Source organism: Arthrobacter sp. Y3221159 (assembly GCF_059089885.1).
Genome location: NZ_JBNHFC010000005.1, coordinates 206,284 through 233,232, shown reverse-complemented (window position 1 = coordinate 233,232; position 26,949 = coordinate 206,284). Strand labels below are relative to the sequence as shown.

The window sequence follows — 26,949 nt, the reverse complement described above, 5'->3', positions numbered from 1 at the left end:
CCGCACCAGCACGCAGGCAGAGGAAGGGGCCGAGGAAGGTCAGCCGCGCGACTGCAGCCCGGGCACGCCGTCCTGGATCTTGAAGGAGGCCTTCGTGGAAACGGGCGCGCCCGGCGTGGTGACGTAGTCCAGCACGCGGAAGTCGGCGGTCATCGCGTCCCTGGTGATTTTGGTGTTCACGTAACCGCGGTTGTCGTTGAAGAACTTCAGGTGCGGGTTCCACGCCATGACTGGGTCCGTGGTGGAGCCGGTGCCGTTGCCGGTTGAGGTGATGGAGGTGCAGACCAGCTCCGAGCCGACCACGGGGGAGGCCGGGTCCTTGTAGTCCACCTTGAAGTCGCAGGCCCAGTTGCGGTGCACGTCGCCAGTGAGGACGACGGCGTTGCGCACGTTCGCGTCGATCCAGCCCTGGGTGATGCGGCGGCGGGAGGCGGCGTACCCGTCCCAGCCGTCCATGGAGACGTCGTCGATCTCGGGGGCGGCGTTGCGGTCCCGTTCGGCGAAGAACACCTGCTGGCCCAGGATGTCCCAGCGCTGGGTGGAGTTCCGGAAGCCGTCCAGCAGCCACTTTTCCTGCTCGGCGCCGGTGATGCTGCGGTCCTCGGCGAGGCGCTCCGCCACGTTCTTCTTCCAGCCGTCCCCGGCGAGCTGGTCGTCGCGGTACTGGCGGGTGTCCATCATGTGGAAGTTGGCCAGCTGGCCCCACTGGATGGTGCGGTAGATCTTCATGTCGAACCCGGCCGGTACGGAGGAGGCGCGCAGCGGCATGTTCTCGTAGTAGGCCTGGAACGCGGCCGCCCGGCGCTGGCGGAAACGCTCGGTGGTGTCGTTCATCTGGCCGGCGTCCGTGTTTTCGGGGACCTCGTCCGCCCAGTTGTTGTCCACCTCGTGGTCGTCCCAGACCACCAGCCACGGCGCGATGGCGTGCGCGGCCTGCAGGTCGGCGTCGGACTTGTACTGGGCGTGCCGCTGCCGGTAGCCGGCCAGCGTGACGGTCTCGGGGCCCTGGTGGTCGCGCGGGTTGCCGCCGCCGATCACGTAGCTGTCCTTCTTGTACTCGTAGAGGTAGTCGCCCAAGTGCAGGACCAGGTCCGGGTGGTCCTCGGCCAGGCGGGTGTAGGCGGTGAAGTAGCCGTGCTCGTACTGCGAGCAGCTGGCGAAAGCCATGGCCAGCGCGGCGGGCGTCTCGTGCAGCGCGGGGCTGGTGAGGGTGCGGCCCACCTCGCTGACGTGGCGGCCGCTGCGGAATCGGTAGAAGTATTCCCGGCCGGGCTTGAGGCCCTTGAGCTCCACGTGGACCGAGTGCGCGGTTTCAATCCGGGCCTGCTCGACGCCGCGGGCTACTACAGTGCGCATGTTCCGGTCTTCGGCCACTTCCCACGCGACGGAGACCTGCCGCGACGGCATCCCGCCCAGGCCGTCCTCGGCCAGCGGGTCCAGCGCCAGGCGGGTCCAGATCACGAAGCCGTCCGGCCACGGCTCGCCCGAGGCGATGCCGAGCATGAAGGGGTCGGTGCGGAGACCAGCGTCGTCAGCGGTGGAAACCGCGACGGCGGCACTTGGCAGGGCGGCGACCAGGCTGGCCCCGAGGCCGGCGGAAATGAGGGATCTGCGGGAAATGTTGTCCATGCCTCCGACCGTAGGAAGGCCGGTTGGACAGGTCCTGAGAAGGACGTGAACCGGGAATGAACGCTGAGAAGACTGACAGCCCGGGCTCTGCGATGGAGCTCCGGCCGGGAATCCACGGCCAAACCGAACGTTCAAGCTGCTTGCTTTTTGGGTGTACAGCAGGCCCAGCCGGGCGGGGCCCTGCTGCACACCTAAAGAAGGTTATTCATGAAATAAGCTTGGCGTAGACCACGTAGTTGTCGTCGAATTCGCCCGTTTTCGGGTCGTATCCGTCGCACGTGATAAGCCGTAGCTCAGGCCCCTCCGTATTCCCGTAAACCTTTTCCGTCGGAAATTCTGCTTTTACGTATTGTTCACCACGGTCAAATGCAAATACGGCGGTTTTACCGTTTTGCGTGGTGACCTTGATGGTGTCACCGCTGCCGAGGCTGCGCAGGTCAGCAAACACACCTGGGCCACCATCAGTGGCGTTGACATGTCCGTAAAGGACAGCAGGTCCGACGTCCCCGGGTGTTGGGGAACCGTTATACCAGGCCGCCGGAGCTCCTGGCGCGTCGGGCGGAACCTCTAAAGATCCATCGTCCCGGAGGCCCAAGCTGATCAACTTGGACTGTGTGCCGGTGGACGGAATCTCTAGAGATACCGGTACGGAAGCCGCTTTCGCATCAGGCGCTGAAGAGGCAGGTGCGGTGGTGGTGATGGTGTCCAGCGCGCCGACAGCCTGCGTCGGGCTGCTGGAGGCACAGCCAGTAAGAAGTAGCAAAGCGACCGCCGCAGACGCAACGCGCCATCTGCGACGGTCACCCGTTGACCTAGTCATGTGTATCGGTCAACCCGAACGCTATGCCTGGCTTGCCATCCGGCGGCGAACGATCACCGTTCCAGTGGCGGCAGCCGCTGCAAGACCGCCGAGCGCCAGGAGCCCTGCGACATTTTCGGTCTCCTGCTGCACGCCAGTGGGAGCGGCGCCGACAGGCTTCCTGGCTACCTGGGCCTGGCCCTGCGCAGGAGCCTGGGCAGCCTCGGAGTTCTCGCATCCGATGCCGTCCCTGTCACTGTCAAGGTGCGTGCCGTAGCCCGGGCTGCCGGCCGGGATGTTGTACACGCCCACTGCTGCCGCTGCACTGCAGTTCGGGTATGCCCCAACGGTGGCACTGGCCGGGGTTGCTGTCAGCGCTGAAAGACCAACCACTGCCGCCACTGCCAAGATTGATGTGCTCTTCTTCATTGAATCCCCAATCATCTATATAACTTGGAAAGCCGCTCATGACGTCCGAAGGGGAAGCAAAAACACGACGCCCCCACGGCCCTGTTGAAACTGGCTTCAATTTGGCTTCTGCCATGCAAGTTATATCAATGGGGGGCAGTTAAAGTTCAAATATGACGGAGTTCGCCTGAGAAATAAAATGTCGCATTTGCGTAAAAATAATGGATTGTGTAAAAGGCTTTTTACATCCCGGCTCGCCCGCCGGGCATCACCAATCATGCAGAGACGTTTTTCGCAACCCATTTCCAATAGCAGTGGTGGGATGGTGTTGGCCTCCGCGGGTCCATCTGCTTTCCACTTACAGCCTGCGGCGGTTCAGGGCGTCGAACTGCTCCTGCCAGTCGGCCAGGTCCCGGTCCACGTAGCGCCGGTGCGCCTCGTTCCACTTGGGCATGATATCCGGCGTGAGTTCAGGAGCCGGCGGTTTTGGCGCCGGAGGTCTGCGGGCCGGCGGCGCGTTCCGTAGGGGAGCAACCGGCCTGGGTGCGGGCCTGACGTTGCGGTTCGGGCCGGCAATCGCCTGCGGGCGGCTCGCCGGGCTGACGAGACCGGTTATCCAAAGCATGGTCCGGCAGAAGAGCCAGATCACTCCGAAGAAAACGAAGGCGGCGAAAAGGAGGCCGATCCAAAGCAGGATCCCCATAGCTGAGAAGAGCACAACCATGGCCCATTTTATCTTCTGAACCCCGGTTTTGGGGCGGATATCCGGGTCCGGCCGGTTCAAACCGCAAGGCCTTAGAACTCCAGCCGGAACACCCACAGCAGAACGTCCTCGCCCGGCACGTACCAGTCGCGCTCCGGTGCCCGGCGGAAACCCAGGGACTCGTACAGGGCGTGGGCGCGCTCCATGAACGTGGCGCTGGTGATGCTGATCGCCCCGATCTCAGGCAGCGACCGGGCGTGCTCGATCACCCGGCGGACCACGGCCCGGCCCACACCGCCGCCCTGGAGAGCGGGGTCCACGGCGAGCATCCGGAATTCCAGCTCGCCGTCCACCGCGATCTCGCTGTAGGGCTGGCCGGCGAACGTCAGCGTCACCGCCGCAACCACCGACTCGAACCTCTCGGCCACCCAGACCTCGGCGTGCTGGGCCCGGTGTTCCACGTCCTCGAGCACACCCATGTACGGGTGGTCGGCCGCCAAGTGCCCGGCGGAAAGGTAGGCGTCCCGCGTGACCCGCCGGACGTCGTCGTAATCCGCCGGGGCGGCCGGCCGGAACGTCAGAGTCATTGTCCGGCCACGTCCGCCCGCGAAACCCCCGCCATGTAGGAAGCGAGCGGGGCCAACGCCGGCTGGGACGACGGGTCGCCCACGGCATCGGCGCCCACGGCGTTGGCAACGGACAGCGCCGCGGCGTAGTCCAGCCCTGATCCGAGCGCCAGGACCAGGGCGGCGCAGAACGCGTCGCCCGCACCAACGGTGTTCACCACGGTCGCGGCGGCGGCCGGCGCCTCGGCAACCTTGCGCCCGCGCTCGAACATGGCGGACCCCTCGCCGCCGTACGTCACCGCCACGAGCTTCGCATCAGCGAGGGCGGGAATCAGGGCGTACTCGCTCTCGTTGACGATCACCAGGTCGCAGCGCTCCAGCAGTTCCGCCGGCAGGTCCATGGCCGGTGCCGCGTTCAGCACAAAGACACCCTGCGCCTTGCGGGCCGCCTCCTGCACCACGGGCAGGCCCACCTCCAACTGGCACAGCACTGTCTCGTCCGGGCCGAACTCCGCGCCGTCCAACGAGAGGTGCGAGTTGGCGCCCGGGCACACCACAATCTGGTTCTCGCCCTCGCGGTCCACCACGATCAGCGCGGTGCCGGTCGCCTCGGGCAGGACGGCCACGTCGGCGGTGTCGACGCCGGCACCCGCGAGGGCGTCCAGCATCCGCTGGCCCTGCGCGTCCTTGCCCACCGCGCCGACCATGTGCGCTGTCCCGCCGAGCCGCGCAACGGCCGCCGCCTGGTTGGCGCCCTTGCCGCCTGGCTGCTCGGACAGCACGCCGCCGCCGATGGTCTCACCGGCGGTGGGAAGCCGCTCGGCGGTGGCGATCAGGTCCAGGTTGATGCTGCCGACCACGGTGACGGCAGGAAGTCGATTGCTCATGGAAAGTCTCTTTCGGAGGGGTGCCGGAAGCGGCGGGAACAAAATTCAGTGTACGGCATGGGTTGTACTTGTTGGTCATACATGGTTGTATAACAACTCGAATCTTGCCGAAGGAAATGCAAGAACGCCTGCTCGAACAAAGGAGTTTGATGTGAACACCCCAGCCCCGGCGGCCGCCGCACCTCCCGCGGACGCCGCATCCGCCGTCGTCCTTCCCGACGGCGACGCCAAGTTCTCCGGCCGCCGCGCCGCCCTACTGATCTCCACCCTGCTGCTCGGCGTGCTGTCCTTCCAGCTCAACGCCAGCATGGTCACCCCCGCGCTGCCGCAGATCGCCGCCAGCTTCGGCCAGGCAGCCGACGCCGCCGCCCCCGTACAATCCATGTTCTTCCTGGCCGGCGCCATCGCCGGGCCGGTGATTGGCCGGTGGAGCGACTTCATCGGCCGCCGCGCCGCCCTGCTGCTGGTCCTCGGCATCATGGGCGCCGGCACCATCCTCTGCATCACCGCGCCCACGCTGGAACTGCTCATCACCGGCCGGTTCCTCCAGGGCGTCTCCAGCGCGGTCTTCGCCCTGGCCTACATCGTCCTCAGCGAGAACCTGCAGGCAAAGGTGTTCGGGACCTCGGTGGGCATCATCGCCGCCATTAACGGGGGAGTGGGCGGCGTGGACGGCTACGTCGGCGGCCTCATGGCCGAGACGCTCGGCTTCCGGTCCATCTTCGTCGTCGTCCTGGTCCTGACCGCCATCGCCGCCGCCTGCATCATCCGCATGGTCCCGGCCGGGCGTCCGAGCGGCGTCCGCGGCGCCATGGACTGGTGGGGCGCGGGCTCGCTCTCGCTGTTCCTGGTGTTCATCACGTACTTTGTCTCCGGCGGATCCGCCGCCGGCTGGACCGCGCCCGGCACGCTGGCGCTGCTGGCCGCCACCATCGCCTCCTTCGCCGCGTTCTGGTTCATCGAAAAGCGCCGCAGCCACCCGCTCATCGCCGTCCACCACCTGCGCTCCCGCCAGGTGTGGCCGGTCATCGCCACCACCGTCCTGACGCTCGCCGGCATCTTCGCGATCATCAACTTCACCGTGGTGCTGCTCAGCCAGGATGCCGACGGCGGCTTCGGGCTTTCGGCGTCCGTCTCGGCGCTGCTGTTCCTCACCCCCGCCGCGCTGATCGGCGTGTTCGCCGCGCCGCTCGCCGGCTGGCTGGCCGACCGCCGCGGCTGGATCAAAACCCTGCGCGCCGGAACCGGGCTGAGCCTGGCCTGCGCCATCGCCGCGGCCGCCTTCTCCGAGAGCCAGGTGGCGGTACTGGTGGCCGTCGCGGCCCTGGGCATCTTCTACAACGGCTTCTTCCTCACCGCCATCAACGGGCTCTCCGTGCTCCTCTCGCCCAAGGAAGCCCCGGCCGCGCTGCCCGGCATCAACGGCGCCTCCTTCGGCATCGGCGCGAGCCTCGGCGTCGTGCTCGTGGCACCCTTCGCCGCCCTGTCCACGTCCGCGGGGTACGCCACCGCCCTCTGGATCTCGGTGGGCATCACCGCCGCCGCGTTCATCGTCAGCCTCTTCGTCGCCGCCCCCAAGGGCGAGACCGTCTGACCCCTCATTCCCTCCACCGAACCTGAAAGAAGACCCATGACTGCCACCTTCCCGTTCTACCTGGACTGCGATACCGGGATCGACGACGCCCTCGCCCTGGCCTACCTGCTCGCCGCCCCGAACGCCGATCTGGTGGGAATCGGTGCCGTCAGCGGCAACGTCAGTGCCGCCGTCGGGGCCCGGAACACCCTCGACCTGCTCCAGCTCGCCGGCGCCGCGGACATTCCAGTAGCCCTGGGTGCGCACGATCCACAGGCCGGTTCCTTCGGGGGAGGGGCGCCCTGGGTGCACGGGGAGAACGGCATCGGAGAGGTGTCGCTGCCAGCCTCTCCGGCTCCGCTGGCTTCCGAATCCGCGGCGGAGATGCTGGTGCGGCTGGCGCGTACCTATCCCGGAACGCTGCGGGTGCTTGCCATCGGGCCGCTGACCAACATTGCCGAGGCCCTGCGGCTGGAGCCCGCGCTGCCTTCGCTGGTCCACTCCGTGACGGTGATGGGCGGGGCCGCGCTGGCCCCCGGCAACATTACGCCCGTGGCCGAGGCCAATATCCACAACGACCCCGAGGCCGCTTCCCTGGTGCTCGCCGCCGACTGGGATATCACCCTGGTGCCGCTGGACGTGACCATGGCGTCAGTCCTGGAGGAGCACCACCGGCAAGAATTGCTGGCGTCCTCCGCTCCAGTGCCGCGGGCGCTGGGGAAGATGCTGGGCTACTACTTCCGCTTCTACGAGGGCATCTACGGCCGGCCCTGCTCCGCGATGCACGATCCGCTGGCCGCGGCGCTCGCCGTCGGTGCGGTGCAGGCGGCTGTGGCACCGGTGGTGCGTGCCGCCGTCGACACCTCCTCAGGGCCTTCCCGCGGGCAGACGGTCTGCGACATGCGCGGGCTGTATGCCGGCTACCCGTCCGTGACGGGAGCGAGGTGCCGCGTGGTGCTGTCGCTGGAGGAGGACTTCGCGCCGCACCTCGTGGACACGTTGCTTGGGCACTTCGAGACTCCAGTGGTTGAGCATGCCGGATCCCTGGTGGTTGAGCCGGTCTAAACCTCGACTGATGTGGAGGCAAGGGCAAGCTCCCTTAGCCGGGACTTCCGCCCAGCACGTCCACATGCACATGGTCGAGGTGGCGAAGGACCTCGTTGCCCGGTTCAGGTGCGTCGTAGTCCCGCCATTGCGCCCGGGAACTCTGTGCGCTCCAAAACCTGTCGTCGAAGATAACGTACTGGATGTACAGGTCCTCGGCGTGGGCGACGAGCCAGTGAGCCAGTATCCACCCCTGGCGACGGTTCTCCTCAGTCACGGGGCGGAAGAAGATGTCGATGGCCCGCCCGTCGTAGTGCGTGGAGTCCGCCCCGTGGCCCTGATCAGCCGCCCGGGGCGAACCCGCCCAGGCTTTGGTTGCCGAACACCTCGGTCATTGCTGCGCGCAACTGCTCGGCGCGCGGTGTCAGGCCGGTGGCACCGATGTCTTCTACCGGCAGGTCCCTGGCGGCCGAGCCCCGGCAGGCCAGTGAAGGGCCGGCGCCGCCGGAAGGACCGCCGGCCAGCTGCTGCAGCACCGCCGCGCCGATGCCGGAGGTGTCCGGCGCTGCAACTCCGCGGGCCTGGAGTGCCACCGCTGTTGTGGCCAGCTTCGCTTGGTCCCGGCTCAGCCCCACTTCCCCCTCCGGGGTTTCGACCACGCACTCCGGCCGCCAGAGCAGGGAGCCGTCCTCGGTGCGCAATGCACTGAGTACGCCGGGGCCGAAGAATGCCAGCACTGTTGCGAGCCCTACGAGCAGGAAAACGCTCAAGAGCAGCTGACGCGCACCGTGCTGGCGCCGATCGGTTTTGTTGCCGGTCATCGGCAGCCTTAGGACTGGAACTGCTGCATCACGGAAAGGTGCCCGGCCCGGGCGGAGACCAGGCACTTGGCGAGGTAGAAGGGCCGGTTGTTGTGTCGGACGTACTGGGTGAGGACCAGTACCGGGTCCGATGGGCGCAGGTCCAGCAGCTTTGCCCGGCTCGGCCCTACTTGGCTCAGGCTGATCTGGCACTCGCCAGGCCCGGCCAACCTGCCAAGCTGTTTGTTGAGCGTGGCAAGCAGGGTGGCGGCGCCGTCGTCGTTAATCTCCAGGGGCGCGGCGGGGCTCTTACCGAAGTTGATCGGCTGGGCGGTCACGTTTTCCTGCAGGTGCGCGATGGCTTCGCCGTCGCGCATCAGGACGGACTCCCAGAGCCAGCATTCCGTGCCGGGCTCGACGCCGATGCCGGGGGCGACGAATTCGGACGCGGCCTGCCGCACTACCTGGGTTCGTTTGACCTCCACCCGCTGGCCGGGGGAGCCGAGGACGTCCTCAAAGGGCTGGATGCGTTCGATGCCAATGCGGGGGAGGGTGTCCGAGACGAACCGCCCGACGCCGCGCCGCGCCCTGATCAGCCCGTCCTCCTCAAGCAGCATGAGGGCTTCGCGGACAACCGTGCGGCTGACCTTCATGTCGGCGCCGAGTTCGGTTTCGGTGGGGATCATGGAGCCGGGCGTGAGGAGGCCGTTGCGGATCGCTTCGGCGATGCGCGAGTACACGGCAACACGGAGCGGCGAGCCCGATTGGGCGGCCACCGGCTGGGACAGGAACCGGGCGGCGTCCTGATGCACGTCTGCCTCGCTTTTCAGGTGGATTCGGGGGATTCCAGCCTAACAAGTGCTACGCGTTTGTTGGACAAGCCGCCGACGCTAAAAAGCAGTAAGGCCGTGCGCCGCGCGGTTCGCGCGGCACACGGCCTTACCCATACCAGCTGCGGTCTAGCTGCGCGCCGATTCCTTCTCGCGCTCCGCCGGCTTGTAGGACTCCCAGAAGGTCGCCCCGGTGATGCCGAGGGGCCGCGGGTCGAAGACGGGGTCGAGGCCCAGCTTCTGCTGCCGCTCGAAGTCCTTCAGCGCCTTGAAGGCTGGCTTCTGCAGGACCAGGATGCCCACGATGTTCAGCCAGGCCATAAGCCCGACGCCGATATCGCCCATCACCCACGCGTCGGCGGCCGTGTTCACGCAGCCGTAGGCAGCGGCGACGAGGATGGCCACCTGCAGCGAAATGGTGGTCGCGCGGCCCAAGCTGGTCCGCAGGCCGGGAATCATCTTGGCCGAGGAGTTACCCAGGAGGAAGCGCAGGTTGGTCTCGGCCATGTAGTAGTAGGCGATGACGGTGGTCAGGCAGAAGAAGACCAGCGTGATGGCGATGAACGCCGCACCGACGCCGGGGAAGACGGAGTCGAATCCGGCCTGGACATACTGCGGCCCGACGACGGCACTCGCCGACAGCAGTCCGCCCTCGGCGAGGATCTCGCCGTCTTCGCTGCCGCCGGAGAAGATGCGGTAGGCGCCGGTGGAGAGGATCAGGAAGCCGGTGGCCGAGCACACAAACAGCGTGTCGATGTAGACGGCGAAGGCCTGGACCAGGCCCTGCTTTGCCGGGTGCGAGACCTCGGCGGCAGCGGCGGCGTGCGGGCCCGTGCCCTGGCCGGCCTCGTTCGAGTAGACGCCACGCTTGACGCCCCACATCACGGCCAAGCCGATGATGGCGCCGAGGGCCGAGTCCATGCCGAAGGCGCTGCGGAACACCAGCGAGAGGATCTCCGGCAGCTGGGCGGCGTTGATGAAGACGACGATCAGGGCGAGGAGGATGTAGCCGGCGGCCATGAACGGCACCACGAATGCAGCAACGCTGGCGATGCGCTTCACGCCGCCCATGACGACGAGCGCCAGGAGGATGACGGAGCCGACGGCCACGGCCCAAGACGGGACGGTCCAGGCGCCGCTGATCGCGGTGGCCATGGAGTTGGTCTGGACACCCGGCATCAGAACACCGCAGGCAAGGACGGTCACGGCCGCGAAGACGTAGCCGTAGACCTTGAAGAAGCCGGCGCCCTTGGTGTGGGCGAACGCACGGGAGAAGTAGTAGGCCGGGCCGCCGCGGTACTCGCCGGTCAGCGGGTCGCGGGTCTTGTACATCTGGCCGAGCGTCGATTCGACGAACGACGTGGACGCGCCCAGGAAGGCGACAGTCCACATCCAGAACAGGGCGCCCGGCCCGCCGAAGGCGATGGCGGTGGCGACGCCGGCGACGTTGCCGGTGCCGACGCGGCCGGACAGGGACATGGCCAGGGCCTGGAACGAGGAAACGCCCGAGGCGGACTTCTCGCCGTGAACCAGCTGCTGGAACATGCCCTTGACGTGGCGGACCTGAAGGAAGCGTGTCCGGACGGAGAAGTAGACTCCGGTGGCGAGGCAGAGATAGACGAGCCAGTCACTCCAGATCACGTTATTGATGGCTGATAAGGCATCGCTCATAAGTGTGGGTTCCCTCCATGAAGAGCGTGGCTGATGCGGGTGGTGCCTTTGCGCCGCCGTGGATGTCGTGGCGCGCACCACACAAAACCTGTGAAGCATCTCACAAAGTGGCGGGGGAGTCCATTTGGCCCTGCGGCAAGGGGTTACCCGTCCTCTGAGCGGCTGCGTCGCTGTCGTTAGCGGGCTTAAATGCCTGCCGCATGACCCGTGCGAGGCGAATAATGGGGGCAAGCCGGAAAGGAGTGGCGGTGGAACGTGGAACGGAGCGCCTTCAGCACCCGCTCTTTGCCCGCGCCTTCGCACGGGGGATGGAGGAGATGGACCGGCGCGGGGCAACCGAGCACCGCCGGCGCATGCTGGCCGGCCTGCACGGTTCAGTCATTGAGATCGGTGCCGGGACCGGATCCTCCTTTGCGCTGTACCCGCCCGCTGTCACCCATGTCCTGGCGCTGGAACCCAACGACTACCTGCGGAACCTGGCCGTGGAACGGGCCGCCACTGCCAGCGTCCCCGTGACTGTGGTCTCCGCGGCTGCGGAGCACATCCCGGCCCGTAGCGGAAGCGCCGACGCCGTGGCAACGAGCCTTGTTCTGTGCAGCGTTGAGGACCAGGCCGCCGTCCTCGCGGAAATCCGGCGCGTCCTGCGGCCCGGCGGAACCCTGGCCTACTACGAACATGTCCGTTCAGACCGCCCGCTCCTTGCTGCAGTTGAAGACCTGATCACGCCGGTATGGCGGCATTTCATGGGCGGCTGCCACCTCAACCGGGACACGCTCGCGGCGATCAGTGCAGCAGGCTTCACGCTCCAGGACAACGAGCGCTTCAGGTTTGTGGTGCAGCAGCTGAACCCGCCCCTGACCCACATCCTGGGCACGGCCACGAGCCCTGGGCCTCCCGACTGACGCTTGCGCGTCGCGTGGTCAGCTGCACCCGATTGGAGAAGACGGGGGCTTTGGACCCTACTTCAGGTTCCGGCGCCGCCCCTAGCCTGAGAGAAGCAGAGCGGCGCACGGCCGCCCTGCCGGACTCCGGGAGGCACACGGTGAAATCGGCAAACACAAGCATCATCGGCGGCCTCGTTTTGATGGTGGTGGGTGTGCTGTGGCTGCTGGACCGGCTGGGCGTGGTGGAGAGCGCGGCCGTCCTGGCGCCGCTGGTTTTCGCCGGCGCCGGGGTGTTGTTCCTGTCCCTGTTCGCCCGGCGCCGGGAGAACTGGTGGGCGGCCATCCCCGGCTCGGTATTCCTGGGCCTGGCGGCCGTAGCCGCCGCCACACAGTTCACCGGGAACGGTGCGGCCGGAGCCTTCCTGTTCCTCTTCATGGGTGCAGGGTTCGCGGCGGTCTACCTTCGGGAGCGCGCCAATTGGTGGGCGCTGATCCCGTGCGGCGTGATGCTGACACTGGCACTGATCGTGACGCTCCCGCAGCAGCTGCAGGGCACGCCTGTCGCGGCTGTCCTGTTCCTGGGGCTGGCGACCACCCTCGGTTCCCTGTCCCTCGTCCCGGTCCGGACTGCTGACCACACAGAACGCATGAAGTGGCCCCTGATTCCCGCTGCCGTGCTTGCAGTGCTGGGAGTGATTTTCGCGCTGCAGTCCATGGCACAGCTCATTCCCCTGGACTTTGCCGTTCCGGCGGTCATGATCCTCGCCGGGATCGCCCTGATGGTATACGCATACTTCGCCCGTCACGACAGGCAGCACAACATCCAGGGACCCAGCGCCGGCTGACCCGGCGCCCGGCAGCGGTTTTAGGCCGTCCTCGATTCCTCGGCCACGTGCCGTCCGCCGGATTCCGCCTCGGCCAACTCCCAATGCCGCCGGAGCCCTTCGGCGAGCCGCTGGGGTTCGATGCGGTGCGGGGGGTCGAAGTGGTGGCGCCGGGGGAACACTTCCAGGTGGAAGTCCGGGAAGAAGACCCTGGCAAGCCTTGCTGCAACGTCACCGTAGTCGTCCGGATGGCTCAGGCCGCCAAGGGCAAAGAACACCGGATGGCTGAAGGCGGCCAGCCGGGACCTGTCCAGGTTGTAGTCTTCGAAGGTCCTGAGGAACGCCTTGATGCCTGCCGGCCGCTTGGCCATCCACGGCGGCGGGGGACCGGGCTCCGGCGGCGGAAGGACGACGTCGGGCCTCACCCCGAGCCGCATGAAGGCGGGCAGGAACTCCCCAGGAGGGAGGGCTTCCAGTTGCTTGTACCCCTTCCGGTGCTCTGCGTAGGCCGGGCTCCAGTCCCAGTTTCCCGCCCAGGCCGGCTCGAGCAGCGCCAGGCTCTGCAGCCTGTCGGGGTGTGTGGCGGCCAACGCCAGCGCCACGGAGCCGCCACCTGAGTAGCCCGCCAGATGGAACGTGTCCCAGCCCCGCGCATCAGCCTCGCGCAGGACGCCGTCGACCTCCGTGTCCAGGGTCCAGTCCGCGGGAGGTTGGTCGTCCTTGTAGAGCTCGAGGTCTTTGGCGGCCGCCTGGACACCGGGCCCGAGGGCCTCAACCAGGGCGGTGTAGGCCAGGTCGGCGGGCAGGACGGCACCGGGTAGCAGGATGGCCCGAATCGGTTGCATGGGAAAACCCTACGCCGCAACCGGTGGTAAACAAGGGGGGCTTCAGCAGCAGGCTGCCGCTACTTTTTGACGCTCTTCGGCGCCCTGGCCTTCGGTTCCTTCGCCGGGAGCGTCGACACGAATTCGTAGGCCTTGGTGACCCAGGCCTTGGCCCGGGCGTCGTCGCCGTCGCCCTCCTCGTTCCACACCTCGGGGAGACCGGAGTAGCCGGCCATGGGGCGGTCGGCCGGGCCGAACGGGACCGTGCGCTCAGAGGATTCCAGCATCACCCGGTCCTCGTCCGAGAGCTTGACGCCGATGGTGGGGCCGAAGAGTCCGGCGAACATGTTGCCGTTGACGAACGCGCCCAGGTTGCCGAACATCGGCTTCACGACGACGCCGGGCTGGTCCGGCACCACTGACCGGAAGCGTTCCTTGGCTTCCTCGCTGGCCTTGGGCATTTCCATGGCTGGTTCCCCCGTTCAAAGAGTGCTGCTCGATGTGAGTGCAGACTATGCCCATTCGCCGGGCGGGTCGAGGGGTCCTGCCGGTGCCCTGGGACCTACCCGGCTAGGCAAATCTGAAAAGTCCTGTAGTGTTGAGCCTGTTGTTGTGTTTATGCAGTTGGTAGTTCAGGCAGTACGCGCGGTCGAAAGTCCGTGTTCTTCTGAAGTAGCGGTTTTTGAACACCCCACACCGGAGGGCCCGAAAGTCGGGACGTTCCCTCCACCTTCACGAAGGACAAAAATAATGGCTACTGGCACCGTCAAATGGTTTAACGCTGAAAAGGGCTTCGGCTTCATCTCCCCGGACGACTCCTCGCAGGACGTTTTCGCGCACTACTCCGCGATCAACTCCAACGGTTTCCGCTCCCTCGAAGAGAACCAGAAGGTTTCCTTCGACACCGAGCAGGGCCCCAAGGGTCCCCAGGCCACCAACATCCAGGCTCTCTAATCACTTAGAGTTTCGGGACCGTTAGGTTTCCTGAAGCAGGGCTTGCCGCACAGGCAAGCCCTGCTTCTTTTTAACCCATGCCTGCTTTTACCTCCGGTGGGACCGGAAGATCCTCGGCACGGTTCGGGTTGGCCTGTTCCTCACTCGTCCGGGCTTGGGCTGCGGACGTCCTTCTCGCCGATATCGGCCGCACCCAGGGCGGCGGCTGCCGCGCTGTGCGTGGGCTCGTGCTCGCGGACGCGGATTTCAGGGTGGTGCAGGTCCAGGGCTGGGCGTTCCGAGCGGATGCGCGGCAGCGACGTGAAGTTGTGCCGCGGCGGCGGGCAGGAGGTTGCCCACTCGAGCGAGGCACCGAAGCCCCAGGGATCGTCCACTTCAACCTTCCGAGTGCTGCGCGCGGTGATGAAGACGTTCCAGAGGAACGGGATGAGCGAGGCACCCAGCAGCATTGACGAAATGGTGGAGAACTGGTTCATCCAGGTGAAGTTGTCCTCCACCAGATAGTCCGCATAGCGGCGGGGCATGCCTTCCACGCCCAGCCAGTGCTGGATGAGGAAGGTGCCGTGGAAGCCCAGGAAGAGCATCCAGAAGTGGATCTTGCCCAGGCGCTCGTTCAGCATCTTGCCCGTGAACTTGGGCCACCAGAAGTAGAACCCGGCGAACATCGCAAACACCACCGTGCCGAACACCACGTAGTGGAAGTGGGCCACCACGAAGTAGGAATCGGACACGTGGAAGTCCAGCGGCGGGGAGGCCAGGATGATGCCGGTCAGGCCGCCGAACAGGAAGGTGATGAGGAAGCCGATGCTCCACAGCATGGGCGTTTCGAACGTCAGCGAGCCGCGCCACATGGTGCCGATCCAGTTGAAGAACTTCACCCCGGTGGGCACCGCAATCAGCATGGTCATGAACGCGAAGAACGGCAGCAGGACCGAACCGGTGACGTACATATGGTGCGCCCACACCGTCATGGAAAGCGCGGCGATGGAAATCGTGGCGTACACCAGGCCCTTGTAGCCGAAAATCGGTTTGCGGCTGAAGACCGGGAAGATCTCGGACACGATGCCGAAGAACGGCAGGGCGATGATGTACACCTCGGGATGGCCGAAGAACCAGAACAGGTGCTGCCACAGAATGGGGCCGCCGTTCTCCGGGTTATAGATGTGTGCACCGAAGCGGCGGTCCGCGCCGAGCGCGAACAGCGCTGCTGCCAGCGGCGGGAACGCCATGATCACCAGCACAGAAGTAATCAAAGTGTTCCAGGTGAAGATCGGCATCCGCCACATGGTCATGCCGGGGGCGCGCATGCAGATGATGGTGGTGATGAAGTTGACGGCGCCGAGAATGGTGCCGAAGCCGGAGAGCGTAAGCCCGAAGACCCACAGGTCCCCGCCCAGCCCCGGACTGAACGTGGTGTTCGACAGCGGGGTGTAGGCGAACCAGCCAAAGGATGCGGCGCCCTGCGGGGTAATGAAGCCGGACACGGCGATGGTGGAACCGAACAGGAAGAACCAGTACGCCAAGGCGTTGAGCCGCGGGAACGCCACGTCCGGGGCACCGATCTGCAGCGGCATGATGACGTTCGCGAATCCGGCAAACAGGGGCGTGGCGAACATGAGGAGCATCACGATTCCGTGCATGGTGAACAGCTGGTTGTACTGTTCCTTGGTCTGCAGGATCTGCATGCCGGGCTGGAAGAGCTCTGCCCGGATCAGCAGCGCCATTACTCCGGCCAGGGTGAAGAACAAGAACGACGTGATCAGGTATAGGAACCCGATGGTCTTGTGGTCCGTGGTGGTGATCCAGTTGACCACCACGCGGCCCTTGCTCCGGGGAACGACGGCAGGCGCCGTTACGGATCCTGTACGTGACTGTCCGGTGATGGCCATTTTCCACCTCACAGCTGTTCCTGCACGGCCGGGCGACCTTGCTTGGGCCCTACTAGCAGGCTACTCAGGATCGGGACCCCCGGAAAGGGGCCCGACGGATCCTTTGCCCGTCTGGCGGTTCCCTAGTGCAGCCCCATCGCCTCGCGCACTTCGTCCAGGATGTGGTGCATGGCCCGTTCTGCCACAACGGTGTCCCCGCGCGCCACCGCCGCCGCCACATCCTCATGCGCCTGCAGCGCCTCATTCCGCGGCTTGAACGGCATGAGCCCCTGCTTGGTGCGGCTGGTCAGTACCTCTGCCACCATGTCCTCCAGCGCCCGGAACATCTCGTTGCCGCAGCTCCTCAACAGCAGGCGGTGGAATTCGATGTCCGCGGCGAGGAAGGCCTGCAGGTCGCCCGCCTCGCCCAGCCTGCGCAGTTTAGTTCCGAGGGCAACGAGCTGGGCTCGTTCCGCCGCGCTCGCCCGGCGTGCGGCGCCGGCAGCAGCGATGGGTTCGACGGCGATGCGCAGCTCGGTCAGGCTGCTGTACTGTTCGGCGCGCCGCTCGGAGGCAAGGCGCCACCGCACGAGCTTGGGATCGTAGACGTTCCACAGGTCCGGCTCCTGCACCACGATGCCCACTCGGCGGCGCGAGTAGACCAGGTTCATTGATTCCAGGACCTTCATGGTGTCCCGCGCGACCGTGCGGGAAATGCCGTATTCCTGCTGCAGCCCTTCGAGGGTCAGCCGGCTGCCGGGGGCCAGCCTGGCTGAGGCAATGGCGATGCCAACCGCCTCCAGGACACGCTCATGCATTGCGGGGGACGCCCCGCCATCGTTCGCGTCATCCGCGTCCGGTACTGTCGCCGTCGACATTTCTGTTCCGCCTCCCCGCGCCGGAGCGCATCCTCAGGATAGCGAAAAATGCTCTAAAGGTATGACTTGTGACACAAAAAGATAGTATTTATCGCAGCAAAAGGTGATACCTTATCGCGTAGCCCACTTCATCACGGGCACGCAGTGAGCTTCTTCGAAAGCCAAAGACGTCTTCTCCGGAGGTATGAACATGCAGTATCCACCCACGCATCTGGTGGTGATGGGCGTTGCCGGATCCGGCAAATCGACCCTGGCGGCAGCCCTGTCCAAGCGGCTGGGCTGGGCCTGTGCCGAGGCGGACGAATTCCACCCGCCGGCCAACATCGCCAAGATGGCCCAGGGCATCCCGCTGCAGGACGAGGACCGCTGGCCCTGGCTGCGCCAGATCCGCGACTGGATGAGCGGGCAGGCGCAGGCCGGCTGCAGCACCGTGCTGACCTGCTCGGCGCTGAAGAAGAGCTACCGGCAGTTACTGTCCGAGGCCGAGGGCAGGGTCCTCTTCCTCCATCTCGATGGCGGCGCGGACCTGATCAGCCAGCGCATGCAGGGCCGGGAAGGCCACTTCATGCCGCCCACGTTGCTGCCCAGCCAGCTCGCCACGCTCGAGGCGCTCACCCAGGAAGAGCTCGACGCCGGCAGCCTCCGACTCGATATCTCCCGCTCACCGGAAGAGCTGGTTGCCGCCGTCGTGCAGGCACTGAAGCTTCCCTCCGGACAGGCGTCCTGCGACCCGTAAAGCCCCAACACAAAGTTCTGTTTCAAAGGAGAACCATGACCATCGAAGGATGGACCCAGACGCTGGGAGCAGGCCCCCTGCTGCTCATCGCCGCCGCCGCGATCCTCGCGCTGCTGTTCCTGATCATCAAGCTGCGCGTGCACGCCCTGATCGCACTGATCCTGATCAGCCTCGCCACCGCCTTCGCCACAGGCATCCCTGCCAACCAGGTGGTCCCGGTGCTGATCAACGGCTTCGGCACCACGCTTGGCACCGTGGCACTCCTGGTGGGGCTGGGCGCCATGCTCGGCCGCATCGTGGAAACCAGCGGCGGCGCCAAGGTGCTGGCCGACTACCTCATCGGCGTCTTCGGTGAAAAGCGCGCCCCGTTCGCGCTCGGCCTCGCCTCACTGATCTTCGGCTTCCCCATCTTCTTCGACGCCGGCCTGGTGGTCATGCTGCCGGTCGTTTTCGCCGTCGCCCACCGTTTGGGCGGGGGAGTGCTCCGCTTCGGCCTCCCCGCGGCCGGTGCCTTCTCCGTGATGCACATCTTCCTGCCGCCGCACCCGGGCCCCGTCTCCGCCTCCGCGTTCTTCGAGGCCAATGTCGGCTTGGTGACCATCGCCGGCCTTCTCGTGGCCATTCCCACCTGGTACGTCACGGCCTACCTGTACGGCCTGTACGCCGGCAAGAAGCTGGTCCTGCCCGTGCCGGAAATCCTGGGCCACGCCTCCGCAGAAGCCGAGTCCCACCCGCCGCGCTTCCGCACCATCGTGGGGCTGCTGCTCCTGCCGCTGGTCCTGATCTTCCTGAACACGGGCCTGAACACCCTCGCTACCGCCGGCGTCCTGCCCGAAGGAGTAAAGGACGAGCAGTGGTACCAGGTCCTGCGCACCCTCGGTGAAACCCCTGTCGCCCTCCTGATCGCGGTCCTGGTGGCGATGTTCGTGCTCGGCGCCAAGCGCGGCAAGGACGCCGGCGCACTGGAGAAACTGCTCGAGTCCTCCCTCGGCCCGGTATGCTCGGTCATCCTGATCACTGGCGCCGGCGGTATGTTCGGCGGCGTGCTCCGCACCTCCGGCATCGGCCAGGCACTCGCCGACGTCCTGGGCAACCTGGGTATCCCGCTGATCCTGGCAGGCTTCCTAATCTCCTCCATCCTCCGCATTGCGCAGGGTTCGGCAACGGTTGCCCTCACCACCACCGCGGGCCTCATCGCCCCCGCCGTGGCAGCGGCCGGGCTGAACGGCATGCAGGTGGCCGCCATGGTCCTGGCCGTGGCCGCGGGTTCCGTGGTGGTGTCCCACGTCAACGACTCCGGCTTCTGGCTGGTGGGCCGCTTCTTCGGCATGGATGTCAAGACCACGCTGAAGACCTGGACCGTCATGGAAACCCTGATCGGTGTGATGGGCTTTGCCATCGCCGCGCTGATCTTCCTGGTGGCCGGGCTGGCCGGCTGACCCTTCCCGGCTTGGTAGTGACGGGCGGTCCGTCGGGTGGGAACACCTGCCGGACCGCCGTCGTTGTCTACTTTTGTGCGTCTCCGCCAGGTGCGCCGTCCCAGAACAAAGGAAACCCCTTGACTCCCCGCACCATCGTGATCACCGGCGCCAGCGACGGTATCGGCGCGGCATCCGCCCGTTCGCTTGTGAAGGCCGGGGAACAGATGGTCATTGTGGGCCGCTCCGCCGAGAAGACGCGCGCCCTCGCCAAGGAATTGGATGCGGACTACTTCCTCGCCGACTTCGCGGAGCTGGACCAGGTCCGCACCCTCGCCGCGCAGCTGAAGTCCGATTACCCTCGCATCGACGTCCTCGCCAACAACGCCGGCGGCATCATGGGAAAGCGAACCCTCACCGTGGACGGCAACGAGTCCACCTTCCAGATCAACCACCTGGGCCCGTTCCTGCTCACCACGCTGCTGATGGGTACCCTCACGGCCAGCAACGCCAAGGTCATCAACACCGCCAGCGCGGCGAACGGCTTCGGCAGGCTGGACCTGTCCGACCTCACCGCCGAGCACCGCTACTCCACCAACCGCGCCTACGGCACCGGCAAGCTCGCCAACATCCTCTTCACCTCCGAGCTGCACCGCCGGTTCAGCAACAAAGGAATTACGACGGCGGCGTTCCACCCGGGCGTGGTCCGCACCAACTTTGCTGCGGAGTCCACGAGCCCCTTCCGCCACGCCTACAAGACCCTGCTCAACCGGTTCATGCTGAGCCCGGAGCAGGGCGCGGACACCATGCTCTGGCTCATCAACGGCACGCCGGGCACGGACTGGACCTCGGGTGCCTACTACGCCAAACGCGCCCTGGCCAAGGCCAACCCGCAGGCCTACGAGGCCGAGCTGGCCCGGGGCTTGTGGGAGAAGAGCGCTGAACTGGTGCGCGCCGGCGACTAGAGGTTTCGGCCTGACCGGAATGCGCAACTTTTAGGCTCCAGCGCAGACGCAGACCCTGAAAGTCCGGGTGCGTCCGAGCCGAGCCAGCTCAAAAGCCGCGCATCTTGGTCGCCGCTGTGGCGGCTACTCGCACCCGACGCCGTCATTGTCACGGTCCAGCCCATAGGGGTCGCCGCCGATGACCTGCACGGGACCTCGCACATAGGCCGGTCCATTGCCACTTCCACCGGCGCAATCGACGTCCGAGGCAATGGGGACGCACCCGGAATAGTTCGGGTCGCAGCCCGAAGGTGCCGGGGGAGCGGGGGATGTGGCCGGTGCCGGAGCAGCGTGTTGCGATTCGGAGGGCGTTGCCGGGGCGGGAGCTGGGGTTTCAGGAGGTGCCGGGGCAGCAGGTTCAGGTGTAAGCGGCGCCGACTCGTCCGGCTGGGGCGCTGAACGATTCGGCTGATCAGCGACAACCGCACTCATGAAGCCTTGGGAATCGCTGCAACCGCTCAGCAGGAGGGCTGCAATGCAGGCGGCGGACAGGACTGCCTTCAGCCGCCCGCGTCGCCGGAGTGCAGCTGCAGCGGGTGGGCCCGGCTTCCGTTGGTTCGGCTCGAAGCGGTCCCGACTCGTATCCATAATTGCCCCCAAAACTCGTGCCGGCTGCCAAGTGCACGGCCAGCGTAGCTTTCACGCACGCGCGGAAACGGATTCAGGCGGAATCTTGATCGATTCCTGCGGGCTGCAGGTGGACAGCCCTAGCCCTGCCTGGCCAGTGACTCGCCGATGATCCGGGCGCCCTCCGGGTAGGCGCCCGGGTTGGGCCCCGCGAAATTCAGGCGGACGAACGCCCCGGCCGGTTCCGCGGGAAACCACTCCGTCCCGGCGGCGATGATCACGCCGTTGTCCTCGCAGTCGCGTGTCAGCCGGGGCAGGTCCGTCCCGTCCGGCATCCGTAACCACAAGTTCAGTCCGCCCTTGGGCAGGAGCTCGATGTGTGCCTGCGGAACGTGTTCACGGATGCTGGTCACAAGGAGGTCCCGCCGCGACTGCAGCTGCTGGCGCAGGCTGCGCAGATGCGTCTGCCAGCCCGGCTGCGTCACCACATCCAGCGCCGCGGCCTGCAGCAGCCCGCTCACGTACATCGACTCAGCCGCCCGGTGGGCCAGGATGCGCTCGCGTGCGGGCCCGCGGGCCACCACCGCCGCCACGCGGATGGCCGTGGAAACGCTCTTCGTCAGCGAGCGGATGTAGACCACGTGCCCCGCATCATCCCGGGTGGCCACCGGCACGGGGTCGGAGGTGATGCCGAAGTCGTGCGCCCAGTCGTCCTCCACAACAAATGCTCCGTGCGCCCGCGCCACCTCCAGCACCGCCTCCCCACGCCCCGGCGCCCACTGCGCACCGGTGGGGTTGGCATAGTTGGGCTGCGCGTAGAACACCCGCGCCCCGGTTTCCGTGAATGCCCGGGCCAGTTCTGCCGGAGCCGGTCCCTCGGGTCCGCTCGGCACCGGGACCACCCGCACACCGGTCTGCGCCGCGGCAAGGATCGCGCCCCAGTATGTGGGTGACTCCATCAACAGCGGCTGTCCGGCACCCACCAGCGCCCGGAAAATCGAACTGAGCCCGCTCTGGCTTCCGGGCAGCACGATCACATCATTAGGCATCGGGGGAGTGAAGCCGGCAGGAGTAGCGGAACCCAGTTCATGCGCGAACCACTGCTGCAGCTCCGGCATCCCGGCCGCCGGCGGGCGGGACAGTGCGGCGCTGCCGCGCGCGGCCCGGGTCAGCGCGCCCCGGACCAGCCGCTCGGGCAAAAGCTCCCGGTCCGGGTATCCCGCGTGGAACGAGATGGCGCTGTTCGGCACGTCGCGCATGGTGCTGGAGGAGGGCAGGATCGACGACGGCGAGCGCAGCGCCGCCGTCTGCCAGCCGTAGTCGGAGGGCCGGGCCGTCCGGACGGCACGCACGAACGTCCCCACCCCCGGCCGGCTCTCGATCAGCCCCTGCGCCGTCAATGCCTGCAGCGCCTTCTGCACCGTCACGGGGCTGGCCTGGTACTCCGCCACCAGCTGCCGGGTGGAGGGCAGCCGGGCGCCGGGGGCAGCAGCGGAAATCCAGCCGCGGAGTGCCAGGACGATCCGCGAACTGCTATCGTTGTTCATGAGAGACAATAGTAGCGCTACTGTCCAAGTCCGCCCACCGGTACCGCCCGGTGCAAAGGCGCAGACCGGGCTCTGGTGGGGACTCCTGGGCGTGGCGGCCTTTTCCTTCACCGTTCCCTTCACCCGCGTAGCCGTTGAGGGCCTGGATCCGCTCTTCATCGGCTCCGGCCGCGCGGTCATCGCCGCAGGCCTGGCCGCCGCGGCCCTGGCACTCACGCGGCAACGGCTACCCGGGCCCCGCACCTGGGCGAGGCTCGCGCTGGTGGCCGGAGGCGTCGTCGTCGGCTTTCCCCTCCTCACCTCCTACGCCCTGACCGCAGTACCCGCCGGGCACGGTGCAGTGGTTATCGCGCTTCTGCCCGCCGCCACGGCCACGGCCGCCGTGCTGCGGACGGGCGAGCGCCCGCCCCTGGCGTTCTGGCTGGTCGCAGGCCTCGGCTCGCTGGCGGCGCTCGGCTTCGCGTTCCTGCAGTCCGGCGGGATCGGGCACCTGCACTGGGCCGACCTCCTGCTGCTGGGCGCCGTGGCCTGCGCCGCGGTCGGCTATGCCGAGGGCGGCCTGCTGGCACGGGAGGTAGGTTCCTGGCAGACCATTGCCTGGGCCCTGGTCCTTGCCGCCCCGCTGATGCTGGCCCTTGCCGCCGTGTCCGTCGCGGACCGGCCCCCGCAGGCCACACCCGTCCAGTGGGCAGCCTTCGGCTACCTGGCCGTGGTGAGCATGTTCCTCGGGTTCTTCGCCTGGTACCGCGGGCTGGCCGTCGGGCCCATCGCCCAGGTCAGCCAGGTCCAGCTCCTCCAGCCCGTCATGAGCATCTGCTGGGCTGCGCTCCTGCTGGGCGAGGCCCTCACCTGGGCCACCGTCCTCGGCGGCCTTGCCGTGGTCGCCTGCGCCGGCGGCGCCGTGCGCGTCCGGCTGAACCGCCCCGCTTCCTGACAAGCCCCTGCCCAACCTGAAAGGACCCCAGATGTACATTCCCGCCCACTTCGCCGCCGGCCCCGACGCCCTCCAGCACCTCCTGTCCCGCCCTGCGGCGGCCAACCTGGTCACCATGACGGAGCATGGCCTGCAGGCCACGCTGCTGCCGTTCGTCTATGAACCGTCGGTGGGAAAGCGTGGCGCGCTGCACGCCCATGCCGCGCGCAACAACCCGCAGTTCTCCAGCCTGCCCGTTGGAGAGGCGCTCGCAATTCTTCAAGGGCCCGATGCCTACATCTCCCCGTCCTGGTACCCCTCCAAGGCCGAGCACGGCCGCGTGGTGCCCACCTGGAACTACTCCACCGCCCATGTGTACGGCCGGCTGGTGATCCATGACGAGGCCGGATGGCTGGCCCGGCATGTGCGGAGCCTCACGGATCTGCATGAGGAAGGGCGGGACCATCCGTGGAGCGTGGACGATGCACCGGAGCGGTTCATCGCCGGGCAGCTGCGCGCCATCGTGGGGGTCGAACTGCTGATCACCCGCATCGAGGCAAAGGAAAAGTTGAGCCAGAACCGCTCCGCAGCCGACGCCGGCGGAGTCATCGCCGGCCTGCGGGCAGCCGGGCAGGAAGCCAGCGCCGCCGCCGTCGAACGCGTGCGCGGCTGAGCCGCAGGGGAAAGGTCAGCTGGCGCGCTCCAGCAGGACCATCACCTCGTAGTGCATGGTCTGCGGGAACATGTCCAGGACCCGGGCACGCCGGGCCGTGAACGAGGGGAGCGCGGCCAGGTCACGGGCCAGTGACTGGGCGTTGCAGCTGGAGTAGACCACGTGCTGCACGTCCGAGGACTCCAGCCAGCCGCAGAGCTCCTTGCCGATGCCGCGCCGGGGCGGGTTGACGATGACCAGCTCCGGCGAACGGTCCGCCCCGAGGGCAAACGCGGTGGCATCGCCAGCCTGGAAACTCACGCGATCCAGGCCGGCCTCCTTGCTGCTGAGTTTGGCCGAGACGATGGCCTCCCGGCTTGTTTCGATCCCGGTGACGTCCCGTGCGGGTCCGGCGCAATGCAGGGCGAAACCGCCCACGCCGCAATACAGGTCCCAGACCGACGCCGGATCCAGCTCATCCACCCATTCCCGCCCCTGCCGGTAGAGCGCTGCGGCCATCGGGGTGTTCGTCTGGAAAAAGCTTTGCGGCCGCAAGTGCAGGTCCAGTCCGTTGAGCCGCATCCGCAGCGTGGACTGCTCCGTCAGCAGGATCTCGCGCTCGCCCTCCAGTACCGCCTTGTGTTCCGGGTGCAGATTGACCGAGACCACCTTCACCTGCGGCAGCGCGGCCAGGAGCGAGGGGAAGTGTTTCCGGATCCGGGGCAACAGCTGCTCGGAGCGCAGGACCAGGCGGAGCATCACCTCGCCGTCGGGGGACTCGGTGATGATGATGTGCTTGAGCTCGCCGCGGCGCTGCGGCACGTCATAGGGGGTCAGCCTCGCCTGTCCGATGAATCCGGCCAGCACCGGAAAGCAGGCCAGCAGCCCCGGCGAGCAGACGCCGCATTCACGCAGGTCCACGCCCTGGCCGTCGGCATCAAGGATGCCGATGGTCGGGTTTTGCGCCGTCCCGCCGATCACCATTTTGGCCTTGTTGCGGAAGCCGGACTCCTGGCTCCCGACGGGCAGCAGCCACTCCAGTTCGGTGTGCGGTGAGAGGAGCGTCTCGCAGTGCCCCTGCTTGCCGGCGAGCTGCTGCGCGTAGGGCACGCCCATCCGGGTGCAGGAGCGGCAGGCGGCGGCGTCGAAGTAGGAACAATGCATGACCGGACAATTTTACCCGCCCGCGGAAACCTCGACGGCGGCACCCGGCCCAGCGCCGCCGTCGTACCCCGGTTCTGCGGCCGCAGCCGAAGGCAACGTAACAACGTGCAATATAAGCATGCATCCATGTATTTGGAGACCGTTTCTTCGCAAGCGTGCTAGTTTCGGCACTGCCGCCGTTCACTTCTTCGGTGACCACTGCCGCAGGCGCGCGGTGCACCACACCCCTACTGGAGACGCCCATGGAACCCTCATCACCGCTGACCCTGGCCTCACCGCCGGATACATCCCCAGCCGAGTCGGGGCTCCGGCGCTCCATGGGGCCGCGGCACCTGGTGATGATCGCCATGGGCGGCGTGATCGGTTCGGGACTGTTCCTGAGCTCGGGCTACACCATCTCGCAGGCCGGGCCGCTCGGCGCGGTCATCGCCTACCTCATCGGCGCCTTCGTGGTGTACCTGGTGATGGCCTGCCTGGGCGAACTCGCCATTGCCTACCCGGTGTCCGGCGCGTTCCATATCTACGCCGCCCGCTCCATCGGACCGGCCACGGGATTCGCCACGGCCTGGCTGTACTGGCTCTGCTGGGCCGTGGCCATCGGCTCCGAGTTCACCGCGTCCGGCCTGCTGATGCAGCGCTGGTTCCCGGACGTGGAGGTCTGGGTCTGGTGCCTGGTGTTCGCCGCGGTCCTGTTTGGCTTCAATGCCGTGTCCTCGAAGTTCTTCGGCGAGGCCGAGTTCTGGTTCGCCATTGTGAAAGTGGCCGCGATCATCGGCCTCATCGTCCTGGGCGGCGCGGCCCTGTTCGGCTTCCACCCGCTAAGTGCCGGTGGCAGCCACCCCCACCTGTTCGAGAATTTCAGCACCGAAGCCGGGCTCTTCCCGAACGGATTCACCGGCGTCCTGGTCACCGTGCTCGCCGTCTTCTACGCCTTCTCCGGTTCCGAGCTGATCGGCGTCGCGGCGGGCGAAACAAAGGACCCGGCCACCAGCATCCCCAAGGCAATGCGCACCACCGTGATCCGCCTGCTCATCTTCTTCGTCGGAGCCATCGCCGTCATAGCCGCCACCATCCCCTACACCGAGGTGGGACTGGCGAGAGCCCGTTCGTGACAGTGTTCTCCGCCGTTGGCATCCCGTTCGCCGCCGACATCATGAACTTCGTCATCATCACCGCACTCCTGTCCGCCGGCAACAGCGGCCTCTTCTCCTGCGCCCGCATGCTCTACTCCCTCGCCGACGAAGGCCACGCACCCCGCGCCTTCAAAAAGCTGACGCGCCGCGGCATCCCGCTGGTGGCACTCGCCGTCAGCATGGTGGGCGGCCTCGCCTCCCTGGTCAGCAGCGTGGTGGCACCGGAGACGGTGTACCTGGTCCTCGTGTCCGTGGCCGGCTTCGCCGTGGTGGGCGTATGGATGTCCATCACCGCCTCGCACTTCTTCCACCGCCAGGCGTTCGTCCGCAGCGGCGGCAACGTGGCGGACCTCGCGTACAAGGCCCCGCTGTTCCCGCTGGTGCCCATCCTGGCGTTCACCCTGTGCGTGGTTTCGCTGGTGGGCATCGCCCTCGACCCCACCCAGGTGGCCGCGCTCTACTTCGGCATCCCCTTCGTCGCTGCCTGCTACGCCTGGTTCCACGTCCGGCACGGGCGCAAGGCTGCCGCTGCCAGACAGGGCTAGGGACGGACGACGGCGGCCGCGCCGCAGGTGCGCTTCAGGCACCTGCTCTACTGGGCGCCGTCGTTCATTGTCCCTTTCTTCCCCGCCGGGCGTGGCGCTGCCGTGGAAGAATGGGGCGGGATTACCGG

The 26,949-nt window shown here is 66.9% G+C and carries 25 protein-coding genes and 2 pseudogenes; 11 read left to right on the top strand and 16 right to left on the bottom strand.

Going from position 1 to position 26,949, the window contains the following annotated elements:
• Positions 1 to 39: 39 nt before the first annotated feature.
• The 5 genes from AC5RT3_RS07590 to AC5RT3_RS07570 all read right to left on the bottom strand — a co-directional run bounded on the left by AC5RT3_RS07590 (position 40) and on the right by AC5RT3_RS07570 (position 4,992).
• On the bottom strand, positions 40 to 1,629 hold the full coding sequence (locus tag AC5RT3_RS07590; RefSeq protein ID WP_494123905.1) for an alkaline phosphatase D family protein: 1,590 nt from the start codon (positions 1,627 to 1,629) through the stop codon (positions 40 to 42).
• A 205-nt stretch (positions 1,630 to 1,834) separates the two neighbouring features.
• Positions 1,835 to 2,449 (bottom strand): sortase domain-containing protein, encoded by a 615-nt coding sequence (locus AC5RT3_RS07585; protein WP_494123904.1) that lies wholly within the window; start codon positions 2,447 to 2,449, stop codon positions 1,835 to 1,837.
• Positions 2,450 to 2,470: 21 nt separating this feature from the next.
• Positions 2,471 to 2,857: an excalibur calcium-binding domain-containing protein gene (locus AC5RT3_RS07580; protein WP_494123903.1), complete on the bottom strand. Its 387-nt coding sequence runs from the start codon at positions 2,855 to 2,857 to the stop codon at positions 2,471 to 2,473.
• A 774-nt stretch (positions 2,858 to 3,631) separates the two neighbouring features.
• A complete protein-coding gene (locus AC5RT3_RS07575) occupies positions 3,632 to 4,126 on the bottom strand; it encodes a GNAT family N-acetyltransferase (protein WP_494123902.1) in 495 nt (164 codons plus the stop codon).
• A complete protein-coding gene (locus tag AC5RT3_RS07570; RefSeq protein ID WP_494123901.1) occupies positions 4,123 to 4,992 on the bottom strand; it encodes a ribokinase in 870 nt (289 codons plus the stop codon). The genes AC5RT3_RS07575 and AC5RT3_RS07570 overlap by 4 nt, the downstream gene beginning before the upstream one ends.
• Before the next feature lie 151 nt (positions 4,993 to 5,143).
• On the opposite strand from AC5RT3_RS07570, the gene AC5RT3_RS07565 reads away from it, so the two are divergent.
• Complete coding sequence (locus AC5RT3_RS07565) at positions 5,144 to 6,586, top strand: MFS transporter (RefSeq protein ID WP_494052399.1); 1,443 nt, start codon at positions 5,144 to 5,146, stop codon at positions 6,584 to 6,586.
• Between the two features lie 36 nt (positions 6,587 to 6,622).
• On the top strand, positions 6,623 to 7,630 hold the full coding sequence (locus AC5RT3_RS07560) for a nucleoside hydrolase (RefSeq protein WP_494123900.1): 1,008 nt from the start codon (positions 6,623 to 6,625) through the stop codon (positions 7,628 to 7,630).
• A gap of 34 nt (positions 7,631 to 7,664) precedes the next feature.
• On the opposite strand, the gene AC5RT3_RS07555 is transcribed toward AC5RT3_RS07560, so the two are convergent.
• The 4 genes from AC5RT3_RS07555 to AC5RT3_RS07540 all read right to left on the bottom strand — a co-directional run bounded on the left by AC5RT3_RS07555 (position 7,665) and on the right by AC5RT3_RS07540 (position 10,910).
• The gene (locus tag AC5RT3_RS07555) at positions 7,665 to 7,886 is read right to left on the bottom strand and encodes a VldE C-terminal domain-containing protein (protein ID WP_494123899.1); all 222 of its coding nucleotides are present in this window, start codon (positions 7,884 to 7,886) and stop codon (positions 7,665 to 7,667) included.
• A gap of 64 nt (positions 7,887 to 7,950) precedes the next feature.
• Positions 7,951 to 8,430 (bottom strand): hypothetical protein, encoded by a 480-nt coding sequence (locus AC5RT3_RS07550; RefSeq protein WP_494123898.1) that lies wholly within the window; start codon positions 8,428 to 8,430, stop codon positions 7,951 to 7,953.
• An 8-nt stretch (positions 8,431 to 8,438) separates the two neighbouring features.
• Entirely contained in the window at positions 8,439 to 9,221 is a 783-nt protein-coding gene (locus tag AC5RT3_RS07545) for a GntR family transcriptional regulator (RefSeq protein ID WP_494123897.1), read from the bottom strand.
• Between the two features lie 147 nt (positions 9,222 to 9,368).
• Positions 9,369 to 10,910 (bottom strand): alanine/glycine:cation symporter family protein, encoded by a 1,542-nt coding sequence (locus AC5RT3_RS07540; protein ID WP_494123896.1) that lies wholly within the window; start codon positions 10,908 to 10,910, stop codon positions 9,369 to 9,371.
• Between the two features lie 248 nt (positions 10,911 to 11,158).
• Here AC5RT3_RS07540 and AC5RT3_RS07535 point away from each other — a divergent pair, with 248 nt between their 5' ends.
• Together AC5RT3_RS07535 and AC5RT3_RS07530 are read left to right on the top strand one after the other, a co-directional pair.
• The gene (locus tag AC5RT3_RS07535; protein ID WP_494123895.1) at positions 11,159 to 11,812 is read left to right on the top strand and encodes a class I SAM-dependent methyltransferase; all 654 of its coding nucleotides are present in this window, start codon (positions 11,159 to 11,161) and stop codon (positions 11,810 to 11,812) included.
• A 140-nt stretch (positions 11,813 to 11,952) separates the two neighbouring features.
• Positions 11,953 to 12,639 carry a hypothetical protein gene (locus AC5RT3_RS07530; protein ID WP_494123894.1) on the top strand — a complete coding sequence of 229 codons (687 nt, stop codon included), beginning with the start codon at positions 11,953 to 11,955 and terminating at the stop codon, positions 12,637 to 12,639.
• 20 nt (positions 12,640 to 12,659) lie between these two features.
• On the opposite strand, the gene AC5RT3_RS07525 is transcribed toward AC5RT3_RS07530, so the two are convergent.
• Both AC5RT3_RS07525 and AC5RT3_RS07520 read right to left on the bottom strand, forming a co-directional pair.
• On the bottom strand, positions 12,660 to 13,463 hold the full coding sequence (locus tag AC5RT3_RS07525) for an alpha/beta fold hydrolase (protein WP_494123893.1): 804 nt from the start codon (positions 13,461 to 13,463) through the stop codon (positions 12,660 to 12,662).
• 59 nt (positions 13,464 to 13,522) lie between these two features.
• Complete coding sequence (locus AC5RT3_RS07520; RefSeq protein ID WP_494103417.1) at positions 13,523 to 13,909, bottom strand: TfoX/Sxy family protein; 387 nt, start codon at positions 13,907 to 13,909, stop codon at positions 13,523 to 13,525.
• 283 nt (positions 13,910 to 14,192) lie between these two features.
• Between AC5RT3_RS07520 and AC5RT3_RS07515 the strand changes: the two genes are divergently transcribed.
• Positions 14,193 to 14,396, top strand: a complete 204-nt coding sequence (locus tag AC5RT3_RS07515; protein WP_009372930.1) for a cold-shock protein — start codon at positions 14,193 to 14,195, stop codon at positions 14,394 to 14,396.
• 140 nt (positions 14,397 to 14,536) lie between these two features.
• Here the strand turns inward: AC5RT3_RS07515 and ctaD are convergent, their stop codons facing one another.
• Together ctaD and AC5RT3_RS07505 are read right to left on the bottom strand one after the other, a co-directional pair.
• Positions 14,537 to 16,285: an aa3-type cytochrome oxidase subunit I gene (gene ctaD, locus AC5RT3_RS07510; protein WP_494123913.1), complete on the bottom strand. Its 1,749-nt coding sequence runs from the start codon at positions 16,283 to 16,285 to the stop codon at positions 14,537 to 14,539.
• 122 nt (positions 16,286 to 16,407) lie between these two features.
• Positions 16,408 to 17,142, bottom strand: coding sequence for a FadR/GntR family transcriptional regulator (locus tag AC5RT3_RS07505; RefSeq protein ID WP_494123892.1), 735 nt, complete (start codon positions 17,140 to 17,142; stop codon positions 16,408 to 16,410).
• A gap of 190 nt (positions 17,143 to 17,332) precedes the next feature.
• Between AC5RT3_RS07505 and AC5RT3_RS07500 the strand changes: the two genes are divergently transcribed.
• From AC5RT3_RS07500 to AC5RT3_RS07490, 3 genes are all read left to right on the top strand, one after another.
• Positions 17,333 to 17,878 (top strand): gluconokinase, encoded by a 546-nt coding sequence (locus tag AC5RT3_RS07500; RefSeq protein ID WP_494123891.1) that lies wholly within the window; start codon positions 17,333 to 17,335, stop codon positions 17,876 to 17,878.
• A gap of 35 nt (positions 17,879 to 17,913) precedes the next feature.
• Positions 17,914 to 19,317 (top strand): GntP family permease, encoded by a 1,404-nt coding sequence (locus AC5RT3_RS07495; protein ID WP_494052388.1) that lies wholly within the window; start codon positions 17,914 to 17,916, stop codon positions 19,315 to 19,317.
• Positions 19,318 to 19,436: 119 nt separating this feature from the next.
• Positions 19,437 to 20,261, top strand: a complete 825-nt coding sequence (locus AC5RT3_RS07490) for an SDR family NAD(P)-dependent oxidoreductase (protein WP_494123890.1) — start codon at positions 19,437 to 19,439, stop codon at positions 20,259 to 20,261.
• Positions 20,262 to 20,384: 123 nt separating this feature from the next.
• Here the strand turns inward: AC5RT3_RS07490 and AC5RT3_RS07485 are convergent.
• Both AC5RT3_RS07485 and AC5RT3_RS07480 read right to left on the bottom strand, forming a co-directional pair.
• Positions 20,385 to 20,567: pseudogene (locus AC5RT3_RS07485) on the bottom strand (hypothetical protein); the annotation flags it as partial.
• 440 nt (positions 20,568 to 21,007) lie between these two features.
• On the bottom strand, positions 21,008 to 22,414 hold the full coding sequence (locus AC5RT3_RS07480) for an aminotransferase-like domain-containing protein (RefSeq protein ID WP_494012189.1): 1,407 nt from the start codon (positions 22,412 to 22,414) through the stop codon (positions 21,008 to 21,010).
• On the opposite strand from AC5RT3_RS07480, the gene AC5RT3_RS07475 reads away from it, so the two are divergent.
• Both AC5RT3_RS07475 and AC5RT3_RS07470 read left to right on the top strand, forming a co-directional pair.
• On the top strand, positions 22,413 to 23,348 hold the full coding sequence (locus AC5RT3_RS07475) for a DMT family transporter (protein WP_494012188.1): 936 nt from the start codon (positions 22,413 to 22,415) through the stop codon (positions 23,346 to 23,348). The genes AC5RT3_RS07480 and AC5RT3_RS07475 overlap by 2 nt on opposite strands.
• A gap of 31 nt (positions 23,349 to 23,379) precedes the next feature.
• Positions 23,380 to 24,000, top strand: coding sequence for an FMN-binding negative transcriptional regulator (locus AC5RT3_RS07470; RefSeq protein WP_494052385.1), 621 nt, complete (start codon positions 23,380 to 23,382; stop codon positions 23,998 to 24,000).
• Positions 24,001 to 24,015: 15 nt separating this feature from the next.
• Here the strand turns inward: AC5RT3_RS07470 and rlmC are convergent, their stop codons facing one another.
• Complete coding sequence (gene rlmC / locus AC5RT3_RS07465; RefSeq protein ID WP_494123889.1) at positions 24,016 to 25,143, bottom strand: 23S rRNA (uracil(747)-C(5))-methyltransferase RlmC; 1,128 nt, start codon at positions 25,141 to 25,143, stop codon at positions 24,016 to 24,018.
• Positions 25,144 to 25,385: 242 nt separating this feature from the next.
• On the opposite strand from rlmC, the pseudogene AC5RT3_RS07460 reads away from it, so the two are divergent.
• Positions 25,386 to 26,821, top strand: a pseudogene (locus tag AC5RT3_RS07460) (amino acid permease).
• Positions 26,822 to 26,949 lie beyond the last annotated feature (128 nt).

Excerpts from the sequence above, each read along its gene's own strand:
- AC5RT3_RS07525 (WP_494123893.1), bottom strand. The coding sequence starts at position 13,463 with ATGCAACCGATTCGGGCCATCCTGCTACCCGGTGCCGTCCTGCCCGCC.
- AC5RT3_RS07480 (WP_494012189.1), bottom strand. The coding sequence starts at position 22,414 with ATGAACAACGATAGCAGTTCGCGGATCGTCCTGGCACTCCGCGGCTGG.
- AC5RT3_RS07520 (WP_494103417.1), bottom strand. The coding sequence starts at position 13,909 with ATGGAAATGCCCAAGGCCAGCGAGGAAGCCAAGGAACGCTTCCGGTCA.
- ctaD (WP_494123913.1), bottom strand. The coding sequence starts at position 16,285 with ATGGCCATCACCGGACAGTCACGTACAGGATCCGTAACGGCGCCTGCC.
- rlmC (WP_494123889.1), bottom strand. The coding sequence starts at position 25,143 with ATGCATTGTTCCTACTTCGACGCCGCCGCCTGCCGCTCCTGCACCCGG.
- AC5RT3_RS07585 (WP_494123904.1), bottom strand. The coding sequence starts at position 2,449 with ATGACTAGGTCAACGGGTGACCGTCGCAGATGGCGCGTTGCGTCTGCG.
- AC5RT3_RS07560 (WP_494123900.1), top strand. The coding sequence starts at position 6,623 with ATGACTGCCACCTTCCCGTTCTACCTGGACTGCGATACCGGGATCGAC.
- AC5RT3_RS07515 (WP_009372930.1), top strand. The coding sequence starts at position 14,193 with ATGGCTACTGGCACCGTCAAATGGTTTAACGCTGAAAAGGGCTTCGGC.
- AC5RT3_RS07500 (WP_494123891.1), top strand. The coding sequence starts at position 17,333 with ATGCAGTATCCACCCACGCATCTGGTGGTGATGGGCGTTGCCGGATCC.
- AC5RT3_RS07495 (WP_494052388.1), top strand. The coding sequence starts at position 17,914 with ATGACCATCGAAGGATGGACCCAGACGCTGGGAGCAGGCCCCCTGCTG.
- AC5RT3_RS07580 (WP_494123903.1), bottom strand. The coding sequence starts at position 2,857 with ATGAAGAAGAGCACATCAATCTTGGCAGTGGCGGCAGTGGTTGGTCTT.
- AC5RT3_RS07575 (WP_494123902.1), bottom strand. The coding sequence starts at position 4,126 with ATGACTCTGACGTTCCGGCCGGCCGCCCCGGCGGATTACGACGACGTC.
- AC5RT3_RS07475 (WP_494012188.1), top strand. The coding sequence starts at position 22,413 with ATGAGAGACAATAGTAGCGCTACTGTCCAAGTCCGCCCACCGGTACCG.
- AC5RT3_RS07470 (WP_494052385.1), top strand. The coding sequence starts at position 23,380 with ATGTACATTCCCGCCCACTTCGCCGCCGGCCCCGACGCCCTCCAGCAC.
- AC5RT3_RS07550 (WP_494123898.1), bottom strand. The coding sequence starts at position 8,430 with ATGACCGGCAACAAAACCGATCGGCGCCAGCACGGTGCGCGTCAGCTG.
- AC5RT3_RS07540 (WP_494123896.1), bottom strand. The coding sequence starts at position 10,910 with ATGAGCGATGCCTTATCAGCCATCAATAACGTGATCTGGAGTGACTGG.
- AC5RT3_RS07570 (WP_494123901.1), bottom strand. The coding sequence starts at position 4,992 with ATGAGCAATCGACTTCCTGCCGTCACCGTGGTCGGCAGCATCAACCTG.
- AC5RT3_RS07590 (WP_494123905.1), bottom strand. The coding sequence starts at position 1,629 with ATGGACAACATTTCCCGCAGATCCCTCATTTCCGCCGGCCTCGGGGCC.
- AC5RT3_RS07505 (WP_494123892.1), bottom strand. The coding sequence starts at position 17,142 with ATGTCGACGGCGACAGTACCGGACGCGGATGACGCGAACGATGGCGGG.